Genomic DNA, 23,706 nt, shown 5'->3' with positions numbered 1-23,706 from the left:
GCGGCGCGCAGCTCCCTTTACGCACCGCTGCCGGCCTCGGTCCGGGCGGTGCGGATCAGGCGATAGACGAAGGCCAGCACGAAAAGCGCGGTCATCACCAGAATGACCGTAGGGCCGGGGTCCGAGCCGAGCCAGAAGCTCAGGTAGACGCCAAAGGTCAGCGACGCGGTCGAGACGAGGACCGCCGCCAGCAGCATGTGCCGAAACTCGCGCGTGATGAGAAAGGCGATGGCCCCCGGCGCGATCAGCAAACCGATGGCGAGGATCAGCCCGACGGCTTTCAGCGTGGCCACGATGGTCAGCGACAGGATGGTGAGCAGCCCGTAGTGCAACAGCCGCACGGGCAGGCCGATGGCGCGGGCCTGCGCCGGATCGAAAGCGTTGAGGAGCAGGTCCTTCCAGCCCACGAGCAGCGCCAGCGTCACGGCAACGCCGATCACGCCCGAGGTCCAGAGGTCCGCCGTCTGCACGCCCAGCATGTTGCCAAAGAGGATGTGATCAAGGTGCACGTTGGTCTCGATCTTGGTGTAAAGCACCAACCCCAGCCCGAACATGCCCGAGAAGACCACGCCCATCACCGTGTCCTGCCGGACCCGTGAGTTCGCGTCGAGGTACCCGGTCAACAGCGAACAGAACATGCCAGCCAGAAACGCGCCGATGATCAGCGGGAAGCCCGCGATATAGGCCAGCACGATCCCCGGCAGCACCGCATGAGAGACCGCGTCGCCCATCAGCGACCAGCCCTTGAGGACCAAAAAGCACGACAGCAGGGCCGTCGGCGGGCCGATGAGCAGCGCGATGTAGAAGGCGCCGTGCATGAAGGGAAACTGGAAGGGGAGGAGAAGATCAGCCACGTAAAGCCTCCGCTGCGCGTCGCCGGCTGGCGATCAGCCCGTGTTTGGGGGCAAAGACGAAAGCCGCCGCGAAAACCACCGTCTGCAAGCAGATGATGATGCCGCCGGTCGCCCCGTCGAGGAAGTAGGACACATAGGCGCCGATGAAGCTCGACAGCGCGCCGATGGTCACCGCGATCACCAGCAGTTTCGGGAACCGGTCGGTCAGAAGGTAGGCCGTAGCCCCCGGCGTGATGACCATGGCGATCACCAGAAAGGCGCCCACGGTCTGCAAGGCAGCGACACAGGCGGCCGAGAGCAGAACGAAGAACAAGAACCGCAACCGCTCGGGCCGCAGGCCGATGGACCGCGCGTGGTTTTCGTCAAAGAAGGCAACCATAAGGTCTTTCCACTTCGCCAGCAGGATAAGAAGGCTGACGACCCCGATGATCGCCAGTTGCAGCGTATCGGCGGGGGTGATCGCAAGGATGTTGCCCAGAATGATCGTCTGCACGTCCACCGCGACCGGCGAGACGCTGACCATGAACAGGCCGAGCCCGAAAAAGCTGGTGAAGATGAGGCCGATGATCGCATCCTCTTTCAGCCCCGTGCGCTGGTTGAGGAACAGCATGGCCCCCGCCGCCAACCCGCCCGAGAGGAAGGCCCCCAGCGCGAAGGGCAGGCCCAGCATGTAGGCCCCCGCAACCCCCGGCACGATGGAATGCGACAGCGCATCCCCGATCAGCGACCAGCCCTTGAGCATCAGGTAGCACGACAAAAAGGCGCAGACCGCGCCCACCAGCGCCGAGACGAACATGGCGTTGACCATGAAGCCATAGGTGAAGGGTTCCAGCCAGATCATGTGTCCCCTTTCGGGCCGGTCGTCCGGGTCTGGTCGTCGTAGATCACGAAGGGGCGTTCGTCGTCAGTCAGGATCGTCACCTTGCGTTCGTCGTCGTCGTCGTGCAGGTCCGCGCCGCCCAGCACGAAGTGGCGCAGCACGCCGCCGAAGGCCGCTTCGAGGTTGTCCTTGGTGAACACCTCCTCGGTGGGGCCGAAGTTCAGCACCGTGCCCTTGACCAACACGGTCTGGTCGCAGAATTCCGGCACAGAGCCGAGGTTGTGCGTGCTCACCAGCATCACGCGGCCTTCGTCGCGCAGCTCTTTGAGCAGGTTTATGATGGCCTCTTCCGTCTGCACGTCGACGCCGGTGAAGGGCTCGTCCAGCAGGATCACCTGACCGTTCTGCGCCAGCGCGCGGGCCAGGAAGACCCGTTTGCGCTGCCCGCCCGACAGCTCGCCAATCTGGCGGTCGCGGAAGTCGGACATGCCGACACGGGCCAGCGCGTTGGTCACGGCCTCATGATCGGCCGCTGCGGGCCGCCGCAGCAGACCCATGTGTCCGTAGCGGCCCATCATCACCACGTCCTCGACCAGCACCGGAAAGGACCAGTCCACCTCTTCCGCCTGCGGCACATAGGCCACGATGCCCGCCTTGATGGCCTGTTTCACGGTCTGGCCCAGCACGCCGATCTCGCCCCGCGCGGCGGGCAGAAAGCCCATGATCGCCTTGAACAGGGTGGATTTCCCCGCGCCGTTGACGCCCACCAGCGCCGCGATGGTGCCGCGGGGGATGGCAAAGCTCGCGTCGCGCAGCGCGGTCACGCCGTTGCGGTAGGTCACCGTCAGCCCGTCCGCATAAAGTCCAGCCTGATTCTTGTCGGTCTGGTGCGGGGCGGGTGGGGGCAGGTCTGCCAGTGGTGGAGGGTTCATCGGGTCAGCCCTTCAACGATGGTTTCGGTCGTGACCCGCAGCAGGTCCAGATAGGTCGGCACCGGCCCATCCGCGAGCGAGAGACTGTCCACATAGAGCACACCGCCATAGGCCGCGCCGGTTTCACGGGCGACCTGTTGCGCGGGGTCGGTGTTGACGGTGCTTTCGCAGAACACCGCCGGAATGTCGTTTGTCTTCACCGTGTCGATGACGTTGCGCACCTGTTGTGGCGTGCCGGTTTGGTCCGCGTTCATCGGCCAGAGGTAAGCCTCTTTCAGGTCGAAATCCCGCGCGAGGTAGCTGAACGCGCCTTCGCAGGTCACCAGCCAGCGCTTGTCCTCGGGCACCTCGGCGATCTGGTCGCGCAGGGGGGCAATGGTGGCGGTCAGTTCTTCCTTGTAGCGTTCCGCGTTGGCCGCATAGGTCGCGGCGTTTTCGGGATCATGTTCAGACAGAGCAGCGGTGATATTGTCGATGTAGATCAGCGCATTATCCAGGCTCATCCAGGCGTGGGGGTTGGCCAGCCCCTCATAGCTGCCTTCGCGGATCGAAATGGGGTCGATGCCGTCCGAGATCGTGGCCGAAGGGATCACGCCGAGGTTGTCGATGAACTGCTCGAACCAGAGCTCGAGGTTGAGGCCGTTCCACAGGATCAGGTCGGCCCCGGAAGCGCGCACAAGGTCGCGCGGGGTGGGCTGGTAGCCGTGGATTTCCGCGCCCGCACGGGTGATCGATTCCACGGTCGCCGCGTCACCGGCCACGTTGCGGGCCATGTCGGCGATTACGGTGAAGGTCGTCACCACCTTGAAATCATTGGCGTCGTCGGCGGCAAGCAGTGTTGCAGGCAGAAGGGTGGCGGATGCCACCCCGGCGAGGGCTGCAAGAAGGGGGCTGCGGATCGACATAGTTAAAAACCTCCGGTGCTGTCCCGGAAGAGTTATGGGGGCCGATCACCGGATGTCAATGCAAATGAGAATTATTCGCAAGAAAGAAATTTGCACGGGGGCGGGGCGGGGCACGGCGGCCGATGGGCGATAGGATGCTAGTAGGTGCCCGCGTTGCGATACCAGCGCACGATGGTGGCGCGGTCTTCGTCGGTCATCGCGGTGAGGTTGGCTGGCGGCATGGCGTGGCTCACGCCCGATTGCACATAGATCGCGCGGGCGTTGCGGGCGACGTCGGCAGGGGTGTCCAGCAGCACGCCCCGCGGCGCCCAGAGCAGGCTGTCGGAATAAGACGGCTCGCGCGAGTGGCACATGGAGCAGCGCCCCAGAACCACGTTGTGCGCCGCGTCGAAGCCCTCAGCTTGCGCGAAGGTCTGCTCATAGGGGGTGAGGGCGCGGGCTTCCGCATCCTCATAGCTGTCCCACATGTTCGCAGTCGAGAGCCATGCGATCACGATCATCAGCAGAACGGTCACGGCCCATGTCCAGTGCGGACCGGAGCCCGTGCGGTGCATGGTGTTGAAATAGTGCCGGATGGTGACGCCCGTCAGGAAGATGAGCGAGGCGATGATCCACGAGTATTCCGTCGCGAAGGCCAGCGGGTAGTGGTTCGACAGCATCAGGAACACGACCGGCAAGGTCAGATAGTTGTTGTGGGTCGAGCGCACCTTGGCGATCTTGCCGTATTTCGCATCCGGCGTGCGCCCGGCCTTGAGGTCTTCGACCACGATGCGTTGGTTGGGCATGATCTGGAAGAAGACGTTCGCGGTCATGATCGTCGCGGTGAAGGCCCCCAGATGCAGCAGTGCCGCGCGGCCCGTAAAGATCTGGTTGTAGCCCCAGGACATGATCACAAGGATGATGAACAGCAGCAACATCAGCAGCGTCGGCGTCTCGGCCAGCTTGGATTTGCACATGGCGTCATAGGCCAGCCACCCGATGGTCAGCGATCCGGCCGAGATCAGGATGCCCTGCCACAGCGCCAGATCCGCCTTGGCCGTGTCGATCAGGTAAATTTCACCGCCGACCCAGTAGATGATCATCAGCAGTGCGGCGCCCGACAGCCAGGTGCTGTAGGACTGCCATTTGTGCCATGTCAGATGCTCGGGCATGTTCTCGGGCGCGACCATGTATTTGATTGTGTGATAGAATCCGCCCCCGTGCACCTCCCATTCCTCGCCGCTGGCACCTTTGGGCAAGGCGGGGTTGGGCTTGAGCATTAGGTCCAGCGCGATGAAATAGAACGAGGCCCCGATCCAGGCCATCGCCGTGATCACGTGCAGCCAGCGGACGGAAAACGCGATCCAGTCCCAGAGAATTACGGCGTCGAACATGGGGTCTCTCCCTCAGAGTGCGTTCTGGTTTTCGGCCACTCTATCCATCGCGGCTTTCCTTTGCTATTCCGGCGTAAAGCTACGCTCTATCAAGAATTGCCAAACAATGTCCTATCTGGAAAATATCAGAACATTCGTGCGCGTCTATGAACTTGGCAGCATGTCCGCGGCGGGGCGGGATCTTCGGATTTCGCCTGCGGTGACGTCGTCGCGGATCTCCTCGCTTGAGGAACACCTCAACGTGCGGCTGTTCCAGCGCACCACCCGCAGCCTGACCGCGACCGAGCAAGGGCGCGCCTTCTATACCGGGGCCGTGGCGGTGCTTGAGGCTGTGGACGCGGCCGAAGGCCATGTGGCGGGGATCACGGACAATCCCAAGGGGTCGCTTTACGTGGCCGCGCCGCTGGGTGTCGGGCGGCGGCTGATCGCGCCGCGCGTGCCCGAGTTTGCCGGCGAATATCCGTTGATCGACATTCGCTTGCGGCTCACGGACCGGAACGTGGATCTGACGACCGAGGGGTTGGATATCGCTTTTTTTCTGGGCGAACCTGCGGACAGCAACCTGCGGATCAAGCAGATTGCCAATTGCGAACGGGTGTTGGTGGCCGCGCCGGACTATATCGCGAAGCGCGGCAACCCCAAGGACGGGGCCGCGCTGATCGCCGAGGATCACCAGTGTCTGAACCTGCGCTATCCCGGCGCGCCGGAGTTCCAGTGGCGTTTGCAGACCGCTGACGGCCCGCAGAAGTTCCGCGTCGGCGGGCGCTATGAATGCGACGATGGCGACGTGCTCACCGATTGGGCGTTGAGCGGTGAGGGGATCATCCTCAAGCCTGTGTTTGAGGTGGCCGACCACCTCAACGCCGGACGGCTTGTGCCGGTGGCCGAACAGACCCCGCCGGTGCCGGTGCAGATGGCCTGTCTTTACACCCACCGTCGCCGGCAGGATCCCAAAACCCGGCTGTTCATGGATTTCATGACCAGCCGAATCGGCGCGGCCGTGAAGGCCGCGCAGGACAGCGTTCAGCTGCCGCGATAGGTGCTGTAGCCATAGGGTGAGAGCAACAGCGGCACGTGGTAATGGGCGGCCCCGTCGTCCATGGCGAAGCGGATCGGGATTTCGTCAAGAAACTTCAAGTCTCCGGCGGCCAGACCGTGGGATTCGAGGTATTCACCGCAGAAAAAGACAAGCTCATACCGGCCTGTTTCGAACCCGTCCTGCGGCAGGATCGGGCTGTCGGTGCGCCCGTCGTCATTGGTTTCGGTCTCGGCGATCAGGGTGCGCTCACCATCAAGGCGATACAGCTCAATCTTGATCCCTTGGGCGGGCACGCCGCGTGCGGTGTCAAGAACATGGGTGGTCAGATATCCGGACATAGACATTCTCCTTTTGGTCATCTTATCTGCGGCGAAACCAATCACAACGCAAACGCGGGTAGTTTTACACTCTTTCAAGAAATACCTGTAAATCCGGGCGCGGTTTTTCGTCTATCGTGCCTACAACGAAAATGGGACCGATATGACTGAAACTGCCAAATATCCACGCGACATGACCGGCTACGGCGCCACCCCGCCCGAGGCGAACTGGCCCGGCGGGGCGCGCATCGCCGTGCAGATCGTCCTGAACTACGAAGAGGGGGGCGAGAACAACATTCTGCACGGTGACCTCGCCTCTGAGGCGTTCCTGTCGGAGATCGTGGGCGCGGCCCCATGGCCCGGGCAGCGGCACGCGAACATGGAATCGATCTACGAATACGGCGCCCGCGCCGGGTTCTGGCGCCTGCACCGGATGCTGAAAGACCTGCCGGTGACGGTTTACGGCGTGGCCACCGCGCTGGCGCGCGCGCCCGAGCAGGTCAAGGCGATGCTCGACGCGGGGTGGGAGGTTGCCTCGCACGGGTTGAAGTGGATCGAGCACAAGGACATGACGCCCCAGATGGAGCGCGAGCAGATCGCCGAGGCCATCCGCCTGCACACCGAAGTCACCGGCCAAGCGCCGAAGGGCTGGTACACCGGCCGCTCGTCCGAGAACACGATCGAGCTGGCCGCCGAAACCGGCGCGTTCAAATATATCGCGGACGCCTATGCGGACGATGTGCCCTATTGGATTGAAGTGGGCGAGCGCGACCAGTTGATCGTGCCCTATACGCTGGACTGCAACGACATGCGCTTCGCCACGCCGCAGGGGTTCAACGCGCCCGCGCAGTTCCTCGACTACCTCAAGGCGACCTTCGATGTGCTCTACGCCGAGGGCGGGCGGATGATGTCCATCGGTCTGCATTGCCGTCTGGTGGGCCGTCCGGGTCGCGCGCAGGCGCTGCAACAGTTCATCGACTATGCCAACAGCCATGAAGGCGTTTGGTTCGCCACCCGCGAAGAGATTGCCGATCACTGGGCGGCGGAGCATCCGCCGGTGCGCTGGAACCGCCCCTCGCAGATGGACAAGGCGACCTTCGTCGAGACCTTCGGCAGCATCTTCGAGCATTCCCCCTGGATCGCCGAGCGGGCCTACGATCTGGGGCTGGGGCCGACCCATGACACCGCCACGGGCATTCATTCCGCGCTTTCCCGCATGTTCCGCAGCGCCAGCCACGACGAACGCCTTGGCGTGTTGACCGCGCACCCCGATCTGGCCGGAAAACTCGCCGCCGCTGGACGCCTGACCGCCGAAAGCACGTCGGAGCAAGCGGGCGCAGGTCTGGACCAACTGACCGACGAAGAGCGCGAAACCTTCCAGAGCCTCAACGCGCAATACGTTGAAAAGCACGGATTTCCCTTCATCATCGCCGTGCGGGACCACAGCAAGCCCGGCATCATGGAGGCCTTCCGCACCCGGATCGACCATGACACGGAAACCGAGTTCGACACCGCCTGCCGTCAGGTGGAACGGATTGCCGAACTTCGCCTGAAGGACCATTTTGCATGACTCAACTGAAACTCGCCCCGCTCACGCCCGAGGCTTTCGCACCGTTCGGGGATCTGCTGGACTGTTCCGGCGATCCCGACAAGCTGATCAATCAGGGCATGTGCGGGCGGTTTCATGATCGGGCCACACTGGACTTCAACGCCGGGCGCGCGGGCATCAGCCTGTTCAAGGCCAAGCCGCGCGCGCTGCCCTATACGGTCGACATGGTCGAGCGGCATCCGGACGGCAGCCAGGCGTTCATCCCGATGAGCGAACATCCCTTTCTGGTGATCGTGGCCGAGGATGCGGACGGCACGCCTGCAAATCTGCGCGCGTTCATAACTAAATCTGGACAGGCGATCAATTTGCATCGCAACATATGGCATGGCGTCCTGACTCCGCTGCATGCACCGGGGCAGTTCGCCGTGATCGACCGGATAGGCGAGGGGGCCAATCTGGAAGAGCACTGGTTCGACGATCCTTACGTCGTCGTATCGTAATCCAAGCCCGCGAAAAGACGGGTAACACATCAAAAAGCAACGCAAAGGGAAGACATTGATGACTGATCATTCACTCGGGACGCCGGAGCAGCTCCGCGACCCCAACTATACGCCAGCACTTCACAAGGCGGTGCCGCTGGGCATCCAGCACGTGCTGGCGATGTTCGTATCCAACGTGACCCCGGCGATCATCGTGGCCGGGGCGGCGGGCTTCGGCTTCGGCTCAAACAGCCCCGATTTTCCGGAACTGCTCTATCTGATCCAGATGTCGATGCTGTTTGCCGGTGTCGCGACGCTGCTGCAGACGATCACGCTGGGCCCTGTGGGCGCGGCGTTGCCCATCGTGCAGGGCACTTCGTTCGCCTTCATCCCGATCATGATCCCGCTGGTGGCCGGCAAAGGGGTCGACGGACTGGCCGCCTTGTTCGGCGGGGTGATCATCGGCGGCCTGTTCCACGCGTTCCTTGGCCTATTCATCGGCAAGATTCGCTTTGCGCTTCCGCCGCTGGTAACCGGGCTGGTGGTGACGATGATCGGTCTTGCGCTGGTCAAGGTCGGCATCCAATACGCCGCCGGTGGCGTTCCGGCGATAGGCACGCCTGAATACGGCTCGCTTCTGAACTGGTCCGCGGCGCTTGTTGTGATCGTTGTCACGCTGGGGCTGAAGTTCTTCACCAAGGGCATGTTGTCGGTCTCGGCGGTGCTGCTTGGCATCATCGTGGGCTACTTCTATTCGCTGGGCGTGGGCATTCTGGAATGGTCCGCCGTCACCGGGTCGTGGCAGAATTCCGCAGCCTTTGCTTTGCCGCAGCCCTTCAAATACGGGTTCGAGTTCTCGGCCGCGGCAATCATCGGCTTCTGCCTGATGGCCTTTATCTCGGCCATTGAAACGGTGGGCGATGTCTCGGGGATCACCAAAGGTGGCGCGGGTCGCGAGGCGACCAACGACGAAATCACCGGCGCCACCTATGCCGACGGTTTCGGCACCGCGCTGGCCGGTATCTTCGGCGGCTTCCCCAACACCTCGTTCAGCCAGAACGTCGGCCTGATCGCCATGACAGGGGTGATGAGCCGCCACGTCGTGACCTTCGGCGCGATCTTCCTAATCATCTGCGGTCTGATCCCCAAGGTGGGCGGCGTGATCCGCACGGTTCCGATCGAAGTGCTGGGCGGTGGCGTGATCGTGATGTTCGGCATGGTCGTCGCGGCGGGTATCTCGATGCTCTCCGACGTGATCTGGAACCGCCGCAACATGGTGATCTTCGCGATCTCGCTGTCGATCGGGCTGGGCTTGCAGCTTGAGCCGGCCGCCGTCGCAGGTCTGCCCGACACAGCGCGCATCCTGATGACCAGCGGTCTGCTGCCCGCAGCCTTCCTCGCGATCGTCCTCAACCTGATCCTGCCGGAAGAGCTGGCCAGCGAGGCGACCGAGGACGTCTCGGGCGGGCTGTCGGGCCACGGCACCGGGTTGAAGGGCAAGGCCGAGGCAAGCGCCGCCAACGTCTGATCCTGATCCGGACCAAACAAAAGGCCCCCGCAGAGCGATCTGCGGGGGCTTGCGTTTGCGCGAACGGGGGGGAGGGTTAGAAATCGACCTCTTGCCCGATCCCCGTGGCCTTGGCGACCTCAACGATGCTGGCCGCAACGGCAAGGTCCTGCAGGCCCACGCCGGTGCCGTCGAACAGGGTGATCTCATCATCCGAGGTGCGCCCCTTGTGGGTGCCGTTGATCACCGCGCCGATCTCGTAAATGTCCTCTTTCGCCTTCCGTCTTGCCTTCACCGCGTGCTGTGCTTCGCCCAGCGTGATCGACTGCGCGACCTCATCTGTGAAGACCGTGGCCGCAACGATCAGATCGGCGTCGCATTCCTGCTTGCCCACGGTGTCGGTGCCCATTCAGGCCACGTGGGTGCCGGGGCTGATATGCGCCGTGCCGAAGATCGGATCGAAGGAGGAGGTCATGGAGATCACCACGTCCGCCTCTGTCATGCCGTCAAGCTCGACCCGCTCGAAGGGCAGGTCGAATTCAGCGGCGACTTCGGCCAGACTGGGCAGCATCTCGGGGTGATAGTTCCAGCCGATTACCTTGTCGAAGCTGTGCGTCTCAAGGGCGGCACGGAGCTGGAACTTGGCCTGATGGCCCGCCCCGATCATACCCATGACGCGGGCATCCTTGCGCGCCAGATGCTTGATCGAGACGCTGGACGCGGCGGCGGTGCGCAAAGCGGTCAACAGGTTGCCGCCCACCATCGCCGCGACCTTGCCGGTGTCCGGATCGAACAGGAAGACGGTGGACTGGTGATTGATCAGCCCGCGCTTTTCGAGGTTGTGGGGCCAATAGCCGCCCGCCTTGAGCCCCAGCGCCATGCCCTTGCCGTCAAAGCCGCCCTTGAAGCCGTAAAGCGCATTCTCATGGCCGATGGCTTCGCGGATGACGGGGAAGTTGTAGGCGTCGCCGGCTGACATGGCGGCGAAGACCTGTTCGACGGCGGCGAAGGCGTCGTCACGGGTGAGGATATCCGCAATCGCGGCTTCGGGAACGATATACATTCTGTTTCCTTTTCAATGAGAAAGGGGGCGAACCTGCGCTCGCCCCCCTGTTGGTTGGATCAAGAGAACCTGTGCCAGCAGGCGGGCCTTAGTAAGCCTTGCCGCGGGCGCTGACGGGCCAGACCACCTCAACCTTGCCACCCCGCACGCCCACATACCAATCGTGGATGTTCGCGGTCGGGTCGCAGTGGCCGGGCACCAGCTTGAGCTTTTCGTTGATCTTCAGCACCCCCTTCGGGTCCGAGACCACGCCGTGCTCATCGGAGCATTTGACATATTCCACATCGTCGCGGCCGTAGATCAGCGGCAGCCCGCTGTCGAGGGATTGCGCCTTGAGGCCCGCGTCCACGATGGCCTTGTCGGGCTTTGCGTGGCTCATGACGCTGGTGAGGATGAAGAAGGCATTCTCCCACTCGCCCGCGTCAATGCGGTTGCCATCCTCATCCAGGATACGGCCATAGTCCGCGTCCATGAAGGCGTAAGAGCCGCACTGCAATTCGTTGTAAACGCCCGAATTGCTTTCGAAATAATAGGACCCCGTGCCGCCGCCCGAAACCAGATCGCAACTGATGCCTTCGGCTTTCAAGCCTGCGATGGCGTCTTCGACCTGGGCGATGGCCGCGTCAAGCTTGGCTTTGCGGTCCGAGAAGCTGTCCATGTGCTGCATCGCGCCCTGATAGGCCTGAATGCCGCGGAAGGTGAGGTTCTCGGCGTCGCGCACGGCCTTGCCGATCTCGACGACCGCTTCGGTCGTGGTCACGCCGCAACGGCCCGCGCCGCAGTCGATTTCCACGAAGACGCCCAGCTCGGTGCCGTGCTTTTTTGCCGCCGCTGAGAGGTCCGCCACGTTGTCCACGTCATCGACGCAGACGATCACCTCGCCGCCCGAGACCTTGGGCATATTGGCCAGACGGTCGATCTTTGCGGGGTCGCGCACCTGATTGGACACAAGGATTTCCTTGATGCCGGCGCGGGCGAAGACCTCGGCTTCGGAGACTTTCTGGCAGCAGACGCCAACGGCGCCGCCCAGTTCCATCTGCAGCTTCAGCACGTCGACGGATTTGTGCATCTTGCCGTGGGCGCGGTGACGCATGTTGTGCGCCTTGGCGTAGTCGCCCATTTTCTTGACGTTCCGCTCAAGCGCGTCGAGGTCGAGGATCAGACAGGGGGTCTGGATGTCCGCTTCGTCCATGCCGGGTTTGGCGGGGATGTCGAAGCCGACTTCATAGGTGTCAAGATTCGCATGTTTGTTCATGATCTTTGTCCTTCACGTAAGCCATGGCAGTCTGTCGAGATCGACATTCCCGCCGGTGATGATGATGCCGACCCGCTTGCCCGCGAACCGGTCCTTGTTCTTGAGGATGATAGCCAGCGGCACGGCGCTGCTGGGTTCCATCACGATGCGCAGGTGCTTCCAGGTAAGCTTCATCGCGTCGACGATCTCTTCCTCCGACGCGGTGAGGATGTCGGTCACATGGTTCGACACGAAGTGCCACGTCAGGTCCTTCAGCGGCACCAACAAGCCGTCGGCGATGGTCTTTGGCGCGTCGTCGGCGATGATGTGACCGGCCTTGAAGCTGCGCATGGCGTCGTCGGCCTGCGCAGGCTCCGCGGCGATGATCTGCGTCTCGGGGGCCTGCGTCGCCAGCGTCAGGCAGGTGCCCGAAATCATGCCGCCGCCGCCGATGGGGGCCACGACGATGTCCAGCCCGTCGGTCTGCTCCATGAACTCCCGCGCGCAGGTGCCTTGCCCTGCGATCACCCGCGGATCGTTGTAGGGATGGACGAAATCGCCGCCGGTTTCCGCCTGCACCCTGGCGAAGGTCTCCTCGCGCGAGGTGGTCGAAGGCTCGCACTCGGTGATCTTGCCGCCGTAGCGCCGCACGGTGTCCTTTTTGGCCTGCGGCGCGGTGCGGGGCATGACGACGTTGCAGGGGATGCCGCGCAGCATGGCAGCGTAGCTCAAACACGACGCATGGTTGCCCGAGGAATGGGTTGCGACGCCTTTCTTGGCCTGCTCATGGTCCAGCCCGAACACCGCGTTTGAGGCGCCACGCACCTTGAAGGCGCCCGGTTCCTGAAAGTTCTCGCATTTGAAGAACAGCTGCGCGCCGGTCAGCTCATTGAGGTAGTCGGACACCCGCACCGGGGTGACGCGGATGTGCTGCTTGATCCGGTCGTGGGCGTCGAGCATGTCCTGATAGGTCGGAATATACATGGCGTCTTTCCTTGAAGCGGCGGGCGGTCAGACGCCGCGCCGGTAAAATTCCTGAGCGGCGGCGACACCGGAGCCGAGTTTGATGTCGAGCCCCAAGTCTACCATGACCATCTCGGCCACACCCAGCCCCGAGAGCATCATCGCGTCGGTGAGCGAGCCGAGATGCCCGATCCGGAAGACCTTGCCCGCGACCTCGCCTAGCCCCACGCCGAAGGCCATGCCATAGGTGTCCGCCGCGCGGGTGACGATATCGGTGGCGTTGAACCCCTCGGGCGTCTTGATCGCCGAAACCGTGTCGGAATAAACCTCGGGCGAGGCGGCGCACAGCTCCAGCCCCCAGGCCTTGACCGCGTGGCGCACGCCGGTGGCGATGCGCGTGTGGCGGGCGAAGACGTTTTCCAGCCCTTCGTCCTCAAGCAATTTCAGCGACAGGCGCAGCCCGTTCATCAGCCCCACGGGGGGGGTGTAGGGGAATGCGTTGTTGTCATAACCCTTTTGCATGTCCGCCACGTCGAAGAAGGTGCGCGGCAGGGTGGCGGTCTCGGTCGCCTTCATCGCCTTGTCAGAAAAGCCGACGATGGCCAGCCCAGCGGGCAGCATGAAGCCTTTTTGCGAGCCGGTAACGGCGACATCGACGCCCCATTCGTCAAAACGGAAATCCATCGACCCGATGGATGACACGCCGTCCACGAAAAGCATCGCCGGGTGGTTCGCCGCGTCGAGCGCACGCCGCACAGCGGCAATATCGGACTTCACGCCCGTCGCGGTCTCGTTGTGCGTGGCGAGCACGACCTTGATCTCGTGGTCCTTGTCGGCCTTGAGGATCTCCTCATAGCGGTCGGCGGGCAGGCCGTGGCCCCAAGGGGTTTCAACCACGGTCACGTCCAGTTTGTGGCGCTGGCACATGTCGATCCAGCGGTGCGAGAACATGCCGTTGCGGGCCGCCAGCACCTTGTCACCGGGGCTCAGACAGTTGCTCAGCGCCGTTTCCCAGCCGCCGGTGCCGGTGGAGGGGAAGATGAAGATGTGCGCGCTGTCGGATTTCAGCACCCGCTGCACGCCCTCAAGCACGGGGTGCAGGATCTCACCGAACAGGGAAGAGCGGTGGTCGATCGTTGGCATATAGCACGCCTGCCGCACCGCTTCGGGCATATTGGTCGGGCCGGGAATAAAAACGGGGTTCTGAAAGCTCATGGGGTGTCCTTTCGTGTTACCCTTGGTCTAGGCCGCCCGATCAGCCCAATCAATTTTTTCGAATTGCCTGCATGGGGTGGCGGGAATGTGGGAAAGGCCAACCTTGTCAACGAGTTAAGTTTTTCATATCGTAAAAAATATTTTCAGAAACTGGAGGGTTCCGTGCAAAGAGCCGAGAAAACGACCGTCCCTGCGGGCGGTGCGACGCGGGCGCGGGGGCGGCCCAAGGCGTGGCATGACAAGACCGAACAGAACACGATCAAGGCGCTGGATCGGGCGCTTGTGATCCTGCAACGGCTGGGTGATCTGGAAGAGGCGACACTGACCGAGCTTGCGGCCGACCTCGACCAATCCCCGGCGACGCTCTACCGCGTGCTGACCACCCTACAATCCCACGACTTCGCCACCTTCGATGAGACGCGGCAGGTCTGGTCGGTGGGGGCGGGGGCCTTCCTGACCGGTGCGAAGTTTCTGCGCGGCACCTCGCTGGTTGAGCGCGCGCGCCCGTTCCTGCGGCGCCTGATGGAGGCGACGGGCGAGACCGCGAACCTTGGCGTGGCCAAGGGGCATGACGTGCTGTTCCTCAGTCAGGCGGAAACCGACCACGCGATCCGCGCCTTTTTTCCGCCCGGCACCCTGTCACCCATGCATGCCTCGGGGATCGGCAAGGCGCTTCTGGCGCAGCGCAGCGCGGCACAGATCAAACGTATGGTGTCGGCGCGGCGGGTCGAGCGGTTCACCGAACACACGCTGACCACGGCCGAGGCGCTGATCGCCGATGCCGAGGTCACAAGGGATCGCGGCTATGCCCTTGACGGGGAAGAGAAAAACATCGGCATGCGCTGTATCGCCGCCCCCGTGTTCGACGTCTTCGGAGAGGCCATCGCCGGCCTGTCGATCTCGGGTCCTGTGGCGCGGATCACCGACGATCGTATCGACGAGATCGGCGCGCAGGTCCGGCACGAGGCCGCCGCGCTCACCGCCGCTCTGGGCGGCGCGGCTCAGGGTTGAGGGGCTGCGTGCATCGGGGCTGGTCTTACAGGCCCGGGTGCCGGTTCACGTCTTTATACAGCAGATAGCGGAATGGCCCCGGCCCACCGGCATAACAGGCCTGCGGGCAGAAGGCGCGCAGCCACATGAAATCGCCGGCTTCAACCTCGACCCAGTCGTTGTTGAGGTTATAGACCGCCTTGCCTTCCAGCACATAAAGCCCGTGCTCCATGACGTGGGTTTCCAGAAACGGGATCACGCCGCCGGGCTGGAAGGTCACGATGGTGATCGCCATGTCGTGGCGCATGTCCGCCGGGTCGACGAAACGCGTCGTGGCCCAAGCGCCGTTGGTGTCGGGCATCTCGGTCGGGGTGACGTCGGCGTCGTTGGTGACCAGCGCGGGCGGGGCGTCGATTCCCTCAACCCACTCATAAGCCTTGCGAATCCAGTGGAACCGGCAGTCGGACGACGTGTCGTTGCGCAGGGTCCATTCGGCGGTCACGGGGATATAGGCGAAAGAACCTTCGGTCAGCTCGTGGGTCTCTCCGTCGATGGTCAGCGTCGCGCCGCCCTCGACCACGAAAAGCGCCGATTGCGCGTCCGGGTCGGTGTCGGGCTGCTCGGTGCCGCCGCCGGGGGCGACTTCGACAATGTATTGGCTGAAGGTTTCGGCAAAGCCCGACAGCGGCCGCGCCAAAATCCACGCGCGGGTCTTGTCCCAGAAGGGCAGGTTCGACGTCACGATGTCGCGCATCGTGCCCTTTGGAATGACGGCATAGGCGTCGGTGAAGATCGCGCGGTCCGTCAGAAGCTGCGTTTGCGGCGGGTGGCCGCCATGCGGGGCGTAATACACTGGCTTTTTCATGGGACCACCATAGCCCACCGGTGGGCGGGGCCTAGGGGTGGCGGTGCCTAAACACTCAATTGAAAAGATTGATAATGCTCGGTCACGCAGGCGGCGGCAGCAGAAACGACAGCAGAAGGCAAAGCTGCCCGCCCCAATACAGCGCCCAAAGCGTCGTCGCCCGCCACCACGTCACGCGCGGGCCACGGGGCGGGCCGAACAGCTCCAGACCAAGGAGGGCGTCCGAGGCGATGAACGCCAGCGCCCCGATCAGGCCAAGCGTCGCGGGCCAGATGACGGGGAGCGTCAGCGCGGCACCCCCCATGAGCAGAATCACTCCGCTGTAAAGCCAGACCGGCCCGCGCATCCGGCCAAGGTCGGTCAGGCCACAGCGCAAGAGCGCCCCGGCCAAGAGGCACATCAGCGCCAGCAGCCCCGCGCGCCACGGGGCCTGCCACAGCACCGCGACCCCCGCGCCGGTTTCGAGCAACAGCGGCACATAGGCGAGATGGCCCAGCAGGAAGGCAGAAAGCCCCAGCAGAAACGCCCGACCACCCCGCCGCGACAGGGCCGCATCGCCCCAGGCCCCCAGAAAAAGCGCGAGGCTGAGCAACACAGGCAGACCGGCCCAAAGGCTCACCCCCGTCAACGCCCCCACCGCGCCGGTCTTGACCACACTGCGCGTCAGGCTGTCGCGCCGATGCACGAAAACCGCCCCGTACCACAGGGCGCAAAGCGTCGAGACGACAAGAAGCAAAGGGATCATCACGACGCCGGTCTAACCCCCACGGGTGCGCAAAAGCAAACCGCGTGGCGGTGGCCGCATTGGCACGTGTTCAGCAATGTCCGGAAAATCCCAAGTGGCAGTCCCTAGGGGAATCGAACCCCTCTTTCCAGGTTGAAAACCTGGCGTCCTAACCGATAGACGAAGGGACCGCTCTTGGTGAGGGCTGTTTAGGAAAACTCCCCGACGGGCGCAAGGGGATTTTTCACTATTTTCAAAGATTTTTTCTACGACGCCGGTGCCGCATCCTCGAGCCGCAGTTGCGGGCGCTGGCGGCCCTGCCAAGTGTTGATTTCCAGCCGTCCGGCAAGGTGAAACCGCGCCCCGTTGTGTCCTTGCAGCATGGGGCCGAGCGGTCCGTCCAGCGCGCCGAAGGCGATGGCATCGATGCGGGCGCTGATTCCGTCGCCAAACGTCACCTTGAGGTGGTTCGCGCCCACGGTCTTGGCGTAGTGGATCGTGCAATCGGGAAAGACGAATCGTGGGGCAGGGGCGCCGGCGCCAAAGGGGCCGGCCTGTTCGATCTGCTCAATCAGCTCGACCGTGGCCGCGCCGGGCATCAACAGGCCATCGACCTTGAGGTCCGCCGGCCCGATGTCGCCCGCGCCCTGTTTGGCGAGCAATTCCGACAGGCGCGCCATCGCGGGTTCGAGCTTGTCGCGGGCAACGGTCAGCCCCGCCGCCATCTTGTGCCCGCCACCCTTGAGCAACAGCCCTTCGGCGGCGCACCGCTGGATCGCCGCGCCAAGGTCGATGCCCGCGACCGAGCGGCCTGAGCCCTTGCCCTCGTCCCCGTCCAGACCGATCACAATGGCGGGGCGGTTGGTGGCCTCTTTCAGACGTGAGGCGACGATGCCCACCACGCCCGGATGCCAGCCTTCGCCCGCCGCCCAGACCAGCGGCCCGTCGGTGCCGCGCGCCTCGCACTGGGCCTGCGCCATCTCGCGCACCTGGGTTTCGATCTCGCGCCGGTCGGTGTTGAGCTGGTCCAGCCGGTCCGCCATGGCCTTGGCCTCATGGGGGTCGGTGCAGGACAGAAGCCGCGCGCCCAGATCCGCCTTGCCGATCCGGCCCCCGGCATTGACCCGTGGCCCCAGCAGAAAGCCAAGGTGGTAGGAGGTCGGCGCCGTATCCATCCGCGCGACGTCGGACAGGGCCACAAGCCCCACCCGTTGTCGCCGCGCCATGATCGTCAGCCCCTGCCGCACGAAGGCCCGGTTCACCCCCACAAGTGGCGCCACATCGGCCACCGTGCCCAGCGCCACAAGATCCAGCAGGCCCATGAGGTCCGGTGTCTTGCCGCCAGCCTCGCGCAGCTGGCGATTGGCCTCGACCAAACAGAGGAACACCACCCCCGCCGCACACAGATGCGCCAGATCGCCGGTTTCGTCCTGCCGGTTGGGGTTCACCACGGCCAGCGCGGGGGGCAGGGTCTCGCCCCCCAGATGGTGATCGAGCACGACCACATCCGCGCCCTTGGCCGCGGCGATCGGCCCGTGGGACAGGGTGCCGCAATCGACGCAGATGATCAGGTCATGGCCCCGTGCCAGCTCGGCCATGGCGACCTCGTTCGGGCCGTAGCCCTCGTCAATCCGGTCGGGCACGTAGAGCGTCGGCGTCAGGTTGAAGAACCGCAGCCAGTCGCACAACAAGGCGGCCGAGGTGCCCCCGTCCACGTCATAATCCGCGAAAATGGCGATCCGCTGGCGACCCGTGGCGGCGGCGAGGATGCGCTCCGCCGCCGGGGCCATGTCCTTGAGGCTGCGGGGGTCGGGCAGCAGCGCCCGCAGGGTGGGGGCGAGGAACGCCGCCGCCTCGCCCGAGGGAACACCGCGCCGCACCAACGTCCGGCACACCGGCAAGGGCAGCCCCGTGTCCTGCGCCATGGCTTCGGACAGGCGATCTTCCTCAACGCTCGGGCCAACCCACCGCCGGCCAGTGGCCGAACTGTCGACGTTAAGGAACGCCCGCCGCAAGGTCTGTGTCATCGCTCACCGCCCTCTCTCCCGCGGCGGGGGAAGCGCCCCGCCTCGCTTCTCTGGTTCACAAATACCTGAAAGGGCACACCGCAGGTGCGCCCCCGCCCGCCGCAGGCGCCGATCGTCAGATCGGGCGTCAGATCGGGTTGCGATAGGTCATGCGCCGCACCGACCCCGTTTTTGACCGCATCAGGATCGTCTCGGCGGTCAGGAAGCCCGGTTCGCGTTTGATGCCCGCCAGAAGCGAGCCATCGGTGACGCCGGTCGCGGCAAAGATCACATCCGAGGTCACCATGTCGTCGCGGGTATAGACCCGGTCGAAATTGGTAATCCCGGCCTTGCTGGCGCGGGCGCGCTCGGCGTCGTTGCGAAACAGCAACCGACCGTACATCTGCCCGCCCATGCATTTCAACGCCGCCGCCGCCAGCACGCCTTCGGGCGCGCCGCCGCTGCCCATATACATGTCGATTCCTGTGGTTTCGGCATCGGCGCAATGCATCACACCCGCCACATCGCCGTCGGTGATCAGCCGGATCGCCGCGCCGGTGCTGCGGATTTCCGCGATGGTCTCTTCATGGCGCGGACGTTCCAGCACGCAGACGGTGATGTCCTGCGTCGAACAGCCCTTGGCCGCCGCCAGCGCCGACACCCGCTCGGCGGGGGACATGTCCAGCGTCACCACCCCATCGCGGAACCCTGGGCCGATGGCCAGCTTGTCCATATAGACGTCGGGCGCGTGGAGCATGGAACCGCGCGGGCCCATGGCGATCACGGTCAGCGCGTTGGGCATGTCCTTGGCGGTCAGCGTCGTGCCTTCCAGCGGGTCCAGCGCGATATCGACGCCCGGCCCCTTGCCCGAGCCCACTTCCTCGCCGATGAACAGCATCGGTGCTTCGTCCCGCTCGCCTTCGCCGATCACCACGACGCCCGCGATGTCGAGCTTGTTCAACTGTTCACGCATGGCGTTCACCGCGGCCTGATCCGCGGCCTTTTCGTCGCCCCGCCCGATCAGCGTGGCCGAGGCGAGGGCTGCGGCCTCGGAGACGCGGGCAAGGCCCAAGGAAAGCATGCGGTCGTTGAAGTCTTGGCTGGGCATCGGTCTGGTCCTTTGTAAGTCACCACGGGCTTACCCCTTGCCGTCGGGCAGGTGCAACACCGTAAGCGCTAACGGGCGGGGGCGAATTGCGCCCCCGTTGTCCTGTCCGGGCATCTCGGCCTCAGTCGACCTCTTCGATGCGGATCGCAACCGGCGTGCCTTCGACGACCGAGGTGGTCTCCATCGCCTCCAGCGCCTCATCCAGCGCGGTGCGGGTGACCTTGTGGGTGACGATCAGCACCGGCGCCGAGGTGTCTGCGTGGCCGTATTGGCGCATCCGGTCGATCGACACGCCCGCATCGCCCAGAACCGCCGCCACCTTGGCCAGCGCGCCCGGCTTGTCCAGAAGCTGCATCCGCAGGTAATAGGGCGCGGGCACCGCCGCCGTGGCCGCACGGGCCCGGCGCAGGGTGGTCGCGGGCTGGCCGAAGGTCGGCAGCCGCAGCCCGCGGGCGATGTCGATCACGTCGGACAGGACCGCGCTGGCTGTCGGGCCTTCGCCCGCACCCGCACCGCGCAGGACGATCTGGCCCACGCTGTCGCCTTCGATCACGACCATGTTGGTGCCGCCCTCAAGCTGGCCCAGGGGCGAATTCGCGGGCACGAGGCAGGGCGACATGCGCTGCTCCAACCCGCGTCCGGTGATCTGCGCCACGCCCAGAAGCTTGATCCGGTAGCCCATGTCGGCGGCGGCGTCGATATCTTCAAGCGTGACCGACTGGATGCCTTCCAGCGCCACCGCCTCAAAATCCACCTGCGTCCCGAAGGCGACCGAGGCCAGCAGCGACAGTTTGTGGCCCGCGTCGATGCCGCCCACGTCCAGATTGGGATCGGCTTCGAGGTAGCCCAGCTTGTCGGCCTCGGCAAAAAGCGCGTCATAGCCCTGCCGGGTGGCCTGCATCTGCGTCAGGATGTAGTTGCAGGTGCCGTTCATCACCCCCATGACGCGGCTGATCTCGTTCCCCGCAAGCCCTTCGGTGAGCGCTTTCATCACCGGAATGCCGCCCGCGACGGCAGCTTCATAGCGGATCACCCGGCCCGCGGCTTCGGCGGTCTCGGCCAGCGCCTGACCGTGATGGGCAAGCATCGCCTTGTTCGCGGTCACCACGTCCTTGCCCGCCGCAAGTGCGGCTTCGGTCGACTCCTTGGCTGGCCCAGCGTCGCCGCCCATCAGTTCCACGAACAGGTCGATGTCGTCACGGCGGGCCAGATCCACTGGATCGTCTTCCCAGGCGTAATCCGACAGGTCCACGCCGCGATCCTTGTCGCGGGTGCGGGCGGAGACGGCGGAAATCTCGATCCGGCGCCCGGTGCGCAATTCCAGCAGGTCAGCCTGTTGCTGGATGATCCGCACCACACCGACGCCAACGGTTCCAAGGCCGGCAATGCCAAGACGAAGGGGAGATGTCATAACGCGCGATCCTTATACGAGAAGTTGCAGCCTGTTAGCCTGCCGCCGCCCGGACATCAACGGATGCCGCGCTGCATTCTTGCGCGTGTGACCGGCGGGATCACCGGACCGCGCAGCCGGTCGGCACGGGCGCGCAGGGCCGTGATGCGCGGGGCAAGGGCCGTGGGAACCGCCGCCGCCCCCCGTTCAGCAGCGCCCGCGCGGGCCAGAAGCGGGCCAAGCGGCACCAGTTCCGGCGGTGGAGCATTGGCGACAGCGGGCGACACCCGGCCCTCGAGCGCGGGAAACTCGGCGCAGGCGGCAAGGGTCAGGCAAAGGGCAATCGCAAGGCGCATGGGACAGGGTCCATCTGGGTGGCGCGACCATAGGGCCGGCGCGGCGGCGCGGCAAGACGCGCTGCGGCGCTGACGTCTGCCGCACTGCCGGAATTGGCTTTGCAAATGAACAAGCGTTCAGTTTATTGACATCCCGAGCAGGACGCCAAGCAACAGGAGCGACCCAAATGGCCCGCAAACAGGGCTCCCACGCGGAAACCACCGCGCCGAAAGTGCGCGACGCGGCCCTGCGGCTGTTCGCGCGCCATGGCTATGCGGCGGTCTCCATGCGCCAGATCGCGCAGGAGGTCGGCGTGCAGGCGGGCGCGCTCTATCGCTATACGCCGGACAAGCAACACCTTCTGTTCGATCTGATGCGCAGCCATATGGAAGCGCTGTTCGAGGCGCGGCAGGCCTATGCGCAGCCATCGGACCCGCTGGCCCGGCTGGACGCGTTCACCACCTTTCACATCCGGTTCCATCTGCAGCGCGTCGATGCCGTGTTCGTGTCCTACATGGAGCTGCGCAACCTCTCGCCTGAGAATTTCGCCGAGGTGGCCCGCCTGCGCAGCCGCTATGAAGGCGAGCTTGAGGCGATCCTGCGCGACGGGGTTGCGGCGGGCGTTTTCGAGATCGCCGATTGCAAGATCACGACGCTGGCGATCATCGCCATGCTGACCGGTCTGACCACCTGGTATCGCGAGGGCGGACGCCTGCCGCTGGACGAGATCACGGCGCTGTATGTCCGGATGGTGCGCGGGGCCGTGGGGGTGGTCTGATGCGGGCTGCGCGGGGGCATATGAATGGCAGGCGGGATCGTGCGCGGCAAGGTGCGCCTCCGGCGGGGATATTTTGCAAGCAAAGATGAGACGGGCCGGGCGGCGGACGGTGAGGGCGCTTTCCTTGGTGCCCTTGGTGGCATAGGTGCGCTGTGTCGAAACGAGGGGATTGAGATGGAGCAGGGAACCATTCATGCGCGACTGCGCGCCTCGCCCGTGCGGCGGGTGCTGGCCTGTGTGACGGTGGCGGGGCTGGGGCTGTTGTTAGTATTGGGCGCGGTGTCGCAGCCGCAGCCGCTGGTATGGCGGGTGCTTCTGGTTGGCCTTGGCGGGGCGAGCCTTGCGCTGGCGGTGGCGCTTTATCGCGCGACGGCGGCGGGGCTGATCCTGACCGACAGCGCGTTGGTGGACACGGACGGGCGCACGCTGGCCGCCCTGGAAGATGTGCAATCTGTCGAGCAGGGCACTTTTGCGTTCAAGCCGTCGAACGGGTTTGTCTTGCGCCTGCACCGGCCTGCGCGTGCGCGCTGGGCGCCCGGCCTGTGGTGGCGCATCTCGTCGCGGGTGGGTGTCGGCGGGGTCACGCCTCCGGCGGCGGCCAAGGCCATGGCGGACCGGATCACGGCGCTGCTGGCCGCGCGCGAGTGGCCGCCAAGTTAGGCGCTGTGGCCCGAGCAATACATCGTGCCGCTGGTTTCGGTGTCGCGGTAGCAGACATTGTTGGGCGACCAGCGATGGCGCGTGTAGGTGGTGTTGACGAAGGCGAAGGCCCCGAAGCCGATGGAGAAGTTCGGCTCATAGATCACTTCGGTCTGGACCACGATCAGCACCTCGTTGTTGGGCATCAGCGGGATCTCGGAGGCGTTCAGCCCGATGGTGGTGATGGGCACATGGTCGTAATTGTCCCCGCCGCCCTTGGCGCGGGACCAGACCACCGAATGTTCATCGGTGTCGGCATCGTATTTGATGATGCTGACGCGCAGCCTTGTCAGGTGGTTCGAATCGGTCAGGAACCGGTGCAGGTTCCACATGTTGACCATATAGGTATTGGTGATGAAGTTCGACTGCCGGCTGATCGAATCGGCAATCGTGTAGTTGGCCTTGAGGTTGACGGACTGGTTCCGGAAGGCATCGAAGAACACGAAGGTGGCCAGCATCGCCGCGAACAGGGTCGGGAACATGATGACCGCCTCTGCGAGGATGCTGCCTTCGTCTTCGCGCCGGAACCGGCGCAGGCGGTTGCACAGACGTTTGAACAT

At 64.5% G+C, this 23,706-nt stretch carries 23 protein-coding genes, 1 tRNA gene and 1 pseudogene; 7 read left to right on the top strand and 18 right to left on the bottom strand.

What is annotated here, in order from left to right; translation table 11 throughout:
- Positions 1-17: 17 nt before the first annotated feature.
- The 5 genes from DC363_RS08660 to DC363_RS08640 all read right to left on the bottom strand — a co-directional run bounded on the left by DC363_RS08660 (position 18) and on the right by DC363_RS08640 (position 4,884).
- On the bottom strand, positions 18-818 hold the full coding sequence (locus DC363_RS08660) for a metal ABC transporter permease (RefSeq protein ID WP_108640952.1): 801 nt from the start codon (positions 816-818) through the stop codon (positions 18-20).
- A 28-nt stretch (positions 819-846) separates the two neighbouring features.
- A complete protein-coding gene (locus DC363_RS08655; protein WP_108640755.1) occupies positions 847-1,695 on the bottom strand; it encodes a metal ABC transporter permease in 849 nt (282 codons plus the stop codon).
- Positions 1,692-2,606 carry a manganese/iron ABC transporter ATP-binding protein gene (locus tag DC363_RS08650; protein WP_196778401.1) on the bottom strand — a complete coding sequence of 305 codons (915 nt, stop codon included), beginning with the start codon at positions 2,604-2,606 and terminating at the stop codon, positions 1,692-1,694. The genes DC363_RS08655 and DC363_RS08650 overlap by 4 nt, the downstream gene beginning before the upstream one ends.
- The gene (locus DC363_RS08645; protein WP_108640754.1) at positions 2,603-3,511 is read right to left on the bottom strand and encodes a metal ABC transporter substrate-binding protein; all 909 of its coding nucleotides are present in this window, start codon (positions 3,509-3,511) and stop codon (positions 2,603-2,605) included. The genes DC363_RS08650 and DC363_RS08645 overlap by 4 nt, the downstream gene beginning before the upstream one ends.
- A 137-nt stretch (positions 3,512-3,648) precedes the next feature.
- Positions 3,649-4,884 (bottom strand): urate hydroxylase PuuD, encoded by a 1,236-nt coding sequence (locus DC363_RS08640; protein WP_108640753.1) that lies wholly within the window; start codon positions 4,882-4,884, stop codon positions 3,649-3,651.
- Positions 4,885-4,990: 106 nt separating this feature from the next.
- Here DC363_RS08640 and DC363_RS08635 point away from each other — a divergent pair, with 106 nt between their 5' ends.
- The gene (locus DC363_RS08635; protein WP_108640752.1) at positions 4,991-5,923 is read left to right on the top strand and encodes a LysR family transcriptional regulator; all 933 of its coding nucleotides are present in this window, start codon (positions 4,991-4,993) and stop codon (positions 5,921-5,923) included.
- Here DC363_RS08635 and uraH read toward each other — a convergent pair.
- Entirely contained in the window at positions 5,908-6,261 is a 354-nt protein-coding gene (uraH, locus tag DC363_RS08630) for a hydroxyisourate hydrolase (protein ID WP_108640751.1), read from the bottom strand. The genes DC363_RS08635 and uraH overlap by 16 nt on opposite strands.
- Positions 6,262-6,403: 142 nt before the next feature.
- On the opposite strand from uraH, the gene puuE reads away from it, so the two are divergent.
- From puuE to DC363_RS08615, 3 genes are read left to right on the top strand one after another with little or no spacing between them, the layout of a single operon-like run.
- Positions 6,404-7,810: an allantoinase PuuE gene (gene puuE, locus DC363_RS08625; protein ID WP_108640750.1), complete on the top strand. Its 1,407-nt coding sequence runs from the start codon at positions 6,404-6,406 to the stop codon at positions 7,808-7,810.
- The gene (locus tag DC363_RS08620) at positions 7,807-8,289 is read left to right on the top strand and encodes an ureidoglycolate lyase (protein ID WP_108640749.1); all 483 of its coding nucleotides are present in this window, start codon (positions 7,807-7,809) and stop codon (positions 8,287-8,289) included. Before puuE ends, DC363_RS08620 begins: the two co-directional genes overlap by 4 nt.
- 58 nt (positions 8,290-8,347) lie before the next feature.
- Entirely contained in the window at positions 8,348-9,796 is a 1,449-nt protein-coding gene (locus DC363_RS08615) for a uracil-xanthine permease family protein (protein ID WP_108640748.1), read from the top strand.
- 76 nt (positions 9,797-9,872) lie between these two features.
- Here the strand turns inward: DC363_RS08615 and bhcD are convergent.
- The 4 genes and pseudogenes from bhcD to bhcA all read right to left on the bottom strand — a co-directional run bounded on the left by bhcD (position 9,873) and on the right by bhcA (position 14,250).
- Positions 9,873-10,838 (bottom strand): annotated as a pseudogene (bhcD, locus tag DC363_RS08610) (iminosuccinate reductase BhcD).
- A gap of 88 nt (positions 10,839-10,926) precedes the next feature.
- Complete coding sequence (gene bhcC / locus DC363_RS08605) at positions 10,927-12,093, bottom strand: 3-hydroxy-D-aspartate aldolase BhcC (protein WP_108640747.1); 1,167 nt, start codon at positions 12,091-12,093, stop codon at positions 10,927-10,929.
- Between the two features lie 12 nt (positions 12,094-12,105).
- Positions 12,106-13,056, bottom strand: a complete 951-nt coding sequence (gene bhcB, locus DC363_RS08600) for a beta-hydroxyaspartate dehydratase BhcB (RefSeq protein ID WP_108640746.1) — start codon at positions 13,054-13,056, stop codon at positions 12,106-12,108.
- A 27-nt stretch (positions 13,057-13,083) separates the two neighbouring features.
- The gene (bhcA, locus tag DC363_RS08595; protein WP_108640745.1) at positions 13,084-14,250 is read right to left on the bottom strand and encodes an L-aspartate--glyoxylate aminotransferase BhcA; all 1,167 of its coding nucleotides are present in this window, start codon (positions 14,248-14,250) and stop codon (positions 13,084-13,086) included.
- A gap of 162 nt (positions 14,251-14,412) precedes the next feature.
- Here bhcA and bhcR point away from each other — a divergent pair, with 162 nt between their 5' ends.
- Entirely contained in the window at positions 14,413-15,261 is an 849-nt protein-coding gene (gene bhcR, locus DC363_RS08590) for an HTH-type transcriptional regulator BhcR (RefSeq protein WP_108640744.1), read from the top strand.
- Positions 15,262-15,286: 25 nt separating this feature from the next.
- Here bhcR and DC363_RS08585 read toward each other — a convergent pair whose 3' ends face one another.
- The 7 genes from DC363_RS08585 to DC363_RS08555 form a co-directional block, all read right to left on the bottom strand.
- Complete coding sequence (locus tag DC363_RS08585; RefSeq protein ID WP_108640743.1) at positions 15,287-16,105, bottom strand: bifunctional allantoicase/(S)-ureidoglycine aminohydrolase; 819 nt, start codon at positions 16,103-16,105, stop codon at positions 15,287-15,289.
- 82 nt (positions 16,106-16,187) lie between these two features.
- A complete protein-coding gene (locus DC363_RS08580) occupies positions 16,188-16,850 on the bottom strand; it encodes a lysoplasmalogenase family protein (protein ID WP_108640742.1) in 663 nt (220 codons plus the stop codon).
- A 95-nt stretch (positions 16,851-16,945) separates the two neighbouring features.
- A tRNA-Glu gene (locus DC363_RS08575) sits at positions 16,946-17,020 on the bottom strand.
- A 75-nt stretch (positions 17,021-17,095) separates the two neighbouring features.
- Positions 17,096-18,856: a single-stranded-DNA-specific exonuclease RecJ gene (recJ, locus tag DC363_RS08570; RefSeq protein WP_108640741.1), complete on the bottom strand. Its 1,761-nt coding sequence runs from the start codon at positions 18,854-18,856 to the stop codon at positions 17,096-17,098.
- A gap of 127 nt (positions 18,857-18,983) precedes the next feature.
- Complete coding sequence (gene glpX, locus DC363_RS08565; RefSeq protein WP_108640740.1) at positions 18,984-19,943, bottom strand: class II fructose-bisphosphatase; 960 nt, start codon at positions 19,941-19,943, stop codon at positions 18,984-18,986.
- Between the two features lie 121 nt (positions 19,944-20,064).
- The gene (locus DC363_RS08560) at positions 20,065-21,354 is read right to left on the bottom strand and encodes a homoserine dehydrogenase (RefSeq protein ID WP_108640739.1); all 1,290 of its coding nucleotides are present in this window, start codon (positions 21,352-21,354) and stop codon (positions 20,065-20,067) included.
- Between the two features lie 56 nt (positions 21,355-21,410).
- On the bottom strand, positions 21,411-21,689 hold the full coding sequence (locus DC363_RS08555) for a hypothetical protein (RefSeq protein ID WP_108640738.1): 279 nt from the start codon (positions 21,687-21,689) through the stop codon (positions 21,411-21,413).
- 167 nt (positions 21,690-21,856) lie between these two features.
- On the opposite strand from DC363_RS08555, the gene DC363_RS08550 reads away from it, so the two are divergent.
- Complete coding sequence (locus DC363_RS08550) at positions 21,857-22,447, top strand: TetR/AcrR family transcriptional regulator (RefSeq protein ID WP_108640737.1); 591 nt, start codon at positions 21,857-21,859, stop codon at positions 22,445-22,447.
- Positions 22,448-22,621: 174 nt separating this feature from the next.
- Positions 22,622-23,107, top strand: a complete 486-nt coding sequence (locus DC363_RS08545) for a hypothetical protein (protein WP_108640950.1) — start codon at positions 22,622-22,624, stop codon at positions 23,105-23,107.
- Here DC363_RS08545 and DC363_RS08540 read toward each other — a convergent pair.
- Positions 23,104-23,706: a TadE/TadG family type IV pilus assembly protein gene (locus DC363_RS08540; RefSeq protein WP_108640736.1), complete on the bottom strand. Its 603-nt coding sequence runs from the start codon at positions 23,704-23,706 to the stop codon at positions 23,104-23,106. The two genes, DC363_RS08545 and DC363_RS08540, sit on opposite strands and share 4 nt — an antisense overlap.

Source organism: Thalassorhabdomicrobium marinisediminis, assembly GCF_003072065.1.
In the GTDB taxonomy this organism is placed as follows: domain Bacteria; phylum Pseudomonadota; class Alphaproteobacteria; order Rhodobacterales; family Rhodobacteraceae; genus Octadecabacter; species Octadecabacter marinisediminis.
The sequence above is the reverse complement of the archived record's forward strand: the minus strand, read 5'-3'. Positions and strand labels throughout refer to the sequence as shown.

Coding starts and splice junctions, on each gene's coding strand:
- bhcC (WP_108640747.1), bottom strand. CDS start 12,093: ATGAACAAACATGCGAATCTTGACACCTATGAAGTCGGCTTCGACATC.
- DC363_RS08655 (WP_108640755.1), bottom strand. CDS start 1,695: ATGATCTGGCTGGAACCCTTCACCTATGGCTTCATGGTCAACGCCATG.
- DC363_RS08540 (WP_108640736.1), bottom strand. CDS start 23,706: ATGTTCAAACGTCTGTGCAACCGCCTGCGCCGGTTCCGGCGCGAAGAC.
- glpX (WP_108640740.1), bottom strand. CDS start 19,943: ATGCCCAGCCAAGACTTCAACGACCGCATGCTTTCCTTGGGCCTTGCC.
- DC363_RS08620 (WP_108640749.1), top strand. CDS start 7,807: ATGACTCAACTGAAACTCGCCCCGCTCACGCCCGAGGCTTTCGCACCG.
- DC363_RS08615 (WP_108640748.1), top strand. CDS start 8,348: ATGACTGATCATTCACTCGGGACGCCGGAGCAGCTCCGCGACCCCAAC.
- DC363_RS08545 (WP_108640950.1), top strand. CDS start 22,622: ATGGAGCAGGGAACCATTCATGCGCGACTGCGCGCCTCGCCCGTGCGG.
- DC363_RS08645 (WP_108640754.1), bottom strand. CDS start 3,511: ATGTCGATCCGCAGCCCCCTTCTTGCAGCCCTCGCCGGGGTGGCATCC.
- DC363_RS08550 (WP_108640737.1), top strand. CDS start 21,857: ATGGCCCGCAAACAGGGCTCCCACGCGGAAACCACCGCGCCGAAAGTG.
- DC363_RS08635 (WP_108640752.1), top strand. CDS start 4,991: ATGTCCTATCTGGAAAATATCAGAACATTCGTGCGCGTCTATGAACTT.
- bhcA (WP_108640745.1), bottom strand. CDS start 14,250: ATGAGCTTTCAGAACCCCGTTTTTATTCCCGGCCCGACCAATATGCCC.
- DC363_RS08585 (WP_108640743.1), bottom strand. CDS start 16,105: ATGAAAAAGCCAGTGTATTACGCCCCGCATGGCGGCCACCCGCCGCAA.
- DC363_RS08650 (WP_196778401.1), bottom strand. CDS start 2,606: ATGAACCCTCCACCACTGGCAGACCTGCCCCCACCCGCCCCGCACCAG.
- DC363_RS08555 (WP_108640738.1), bottom strand. CDS start 21,689: ATGCGCCTTGCGATTGCCCTTTGCCTGACCCTTGCCGCCTGCGCCGAG.
- puuE (WP_108640750.1), top strand. CDS start 6,404: ATGACTGAAACTGCCAAATATCCACGCGACATGACCGGCTACGGCGCC.
- DC363_RS08580 (WP_108640742.1), bottom strand. CDS start 16,850: ATGATCCCTTTGCTTCTTGTCGTCTCGACGCTTTGCGCCCTGTGGTAC.
- DC363_RS08660 (WP_108640952.1), bottom strand. CDS start 818: ATGCACGGCGCCTTCTACATCGCGCTGCTCATCGGCCCGCCGACGGCC.
- recJ (WP_108640741.1), bottom strand. CDS start 18,856: ATGACACAGACCTTGCGGCGGGCGTTCCTTAACGTCGACAGTTCGGCC.
- DC363_RS08640 (WP_108640753.1), bottom strand. CDS start 4,884: ATGTTCGACGCCGTAATTCTCTGGGACTGGATCGCGTTTTCCGTCCGC.
- DC363_RS08560 (WP_108640739.1), bottom strand. CDS start 21,354: ATGACATCTCCCCTTCGTCTTGGCATTGCCGGCCTTGGAACCGTTGGC.
- bhcB (WP_108640746.1), bottom strand. CDS start 13,056: ATGTATATTCCGACCTATCAGGACATGCTCGACGCCCACGACCGGATC.
- uraH (WP_108640751.1), bottom strand. CDS start 6,261: ATGTCCGGATATCTGACCACCCATGTTCTTGACACCGCACGCGGCGTG.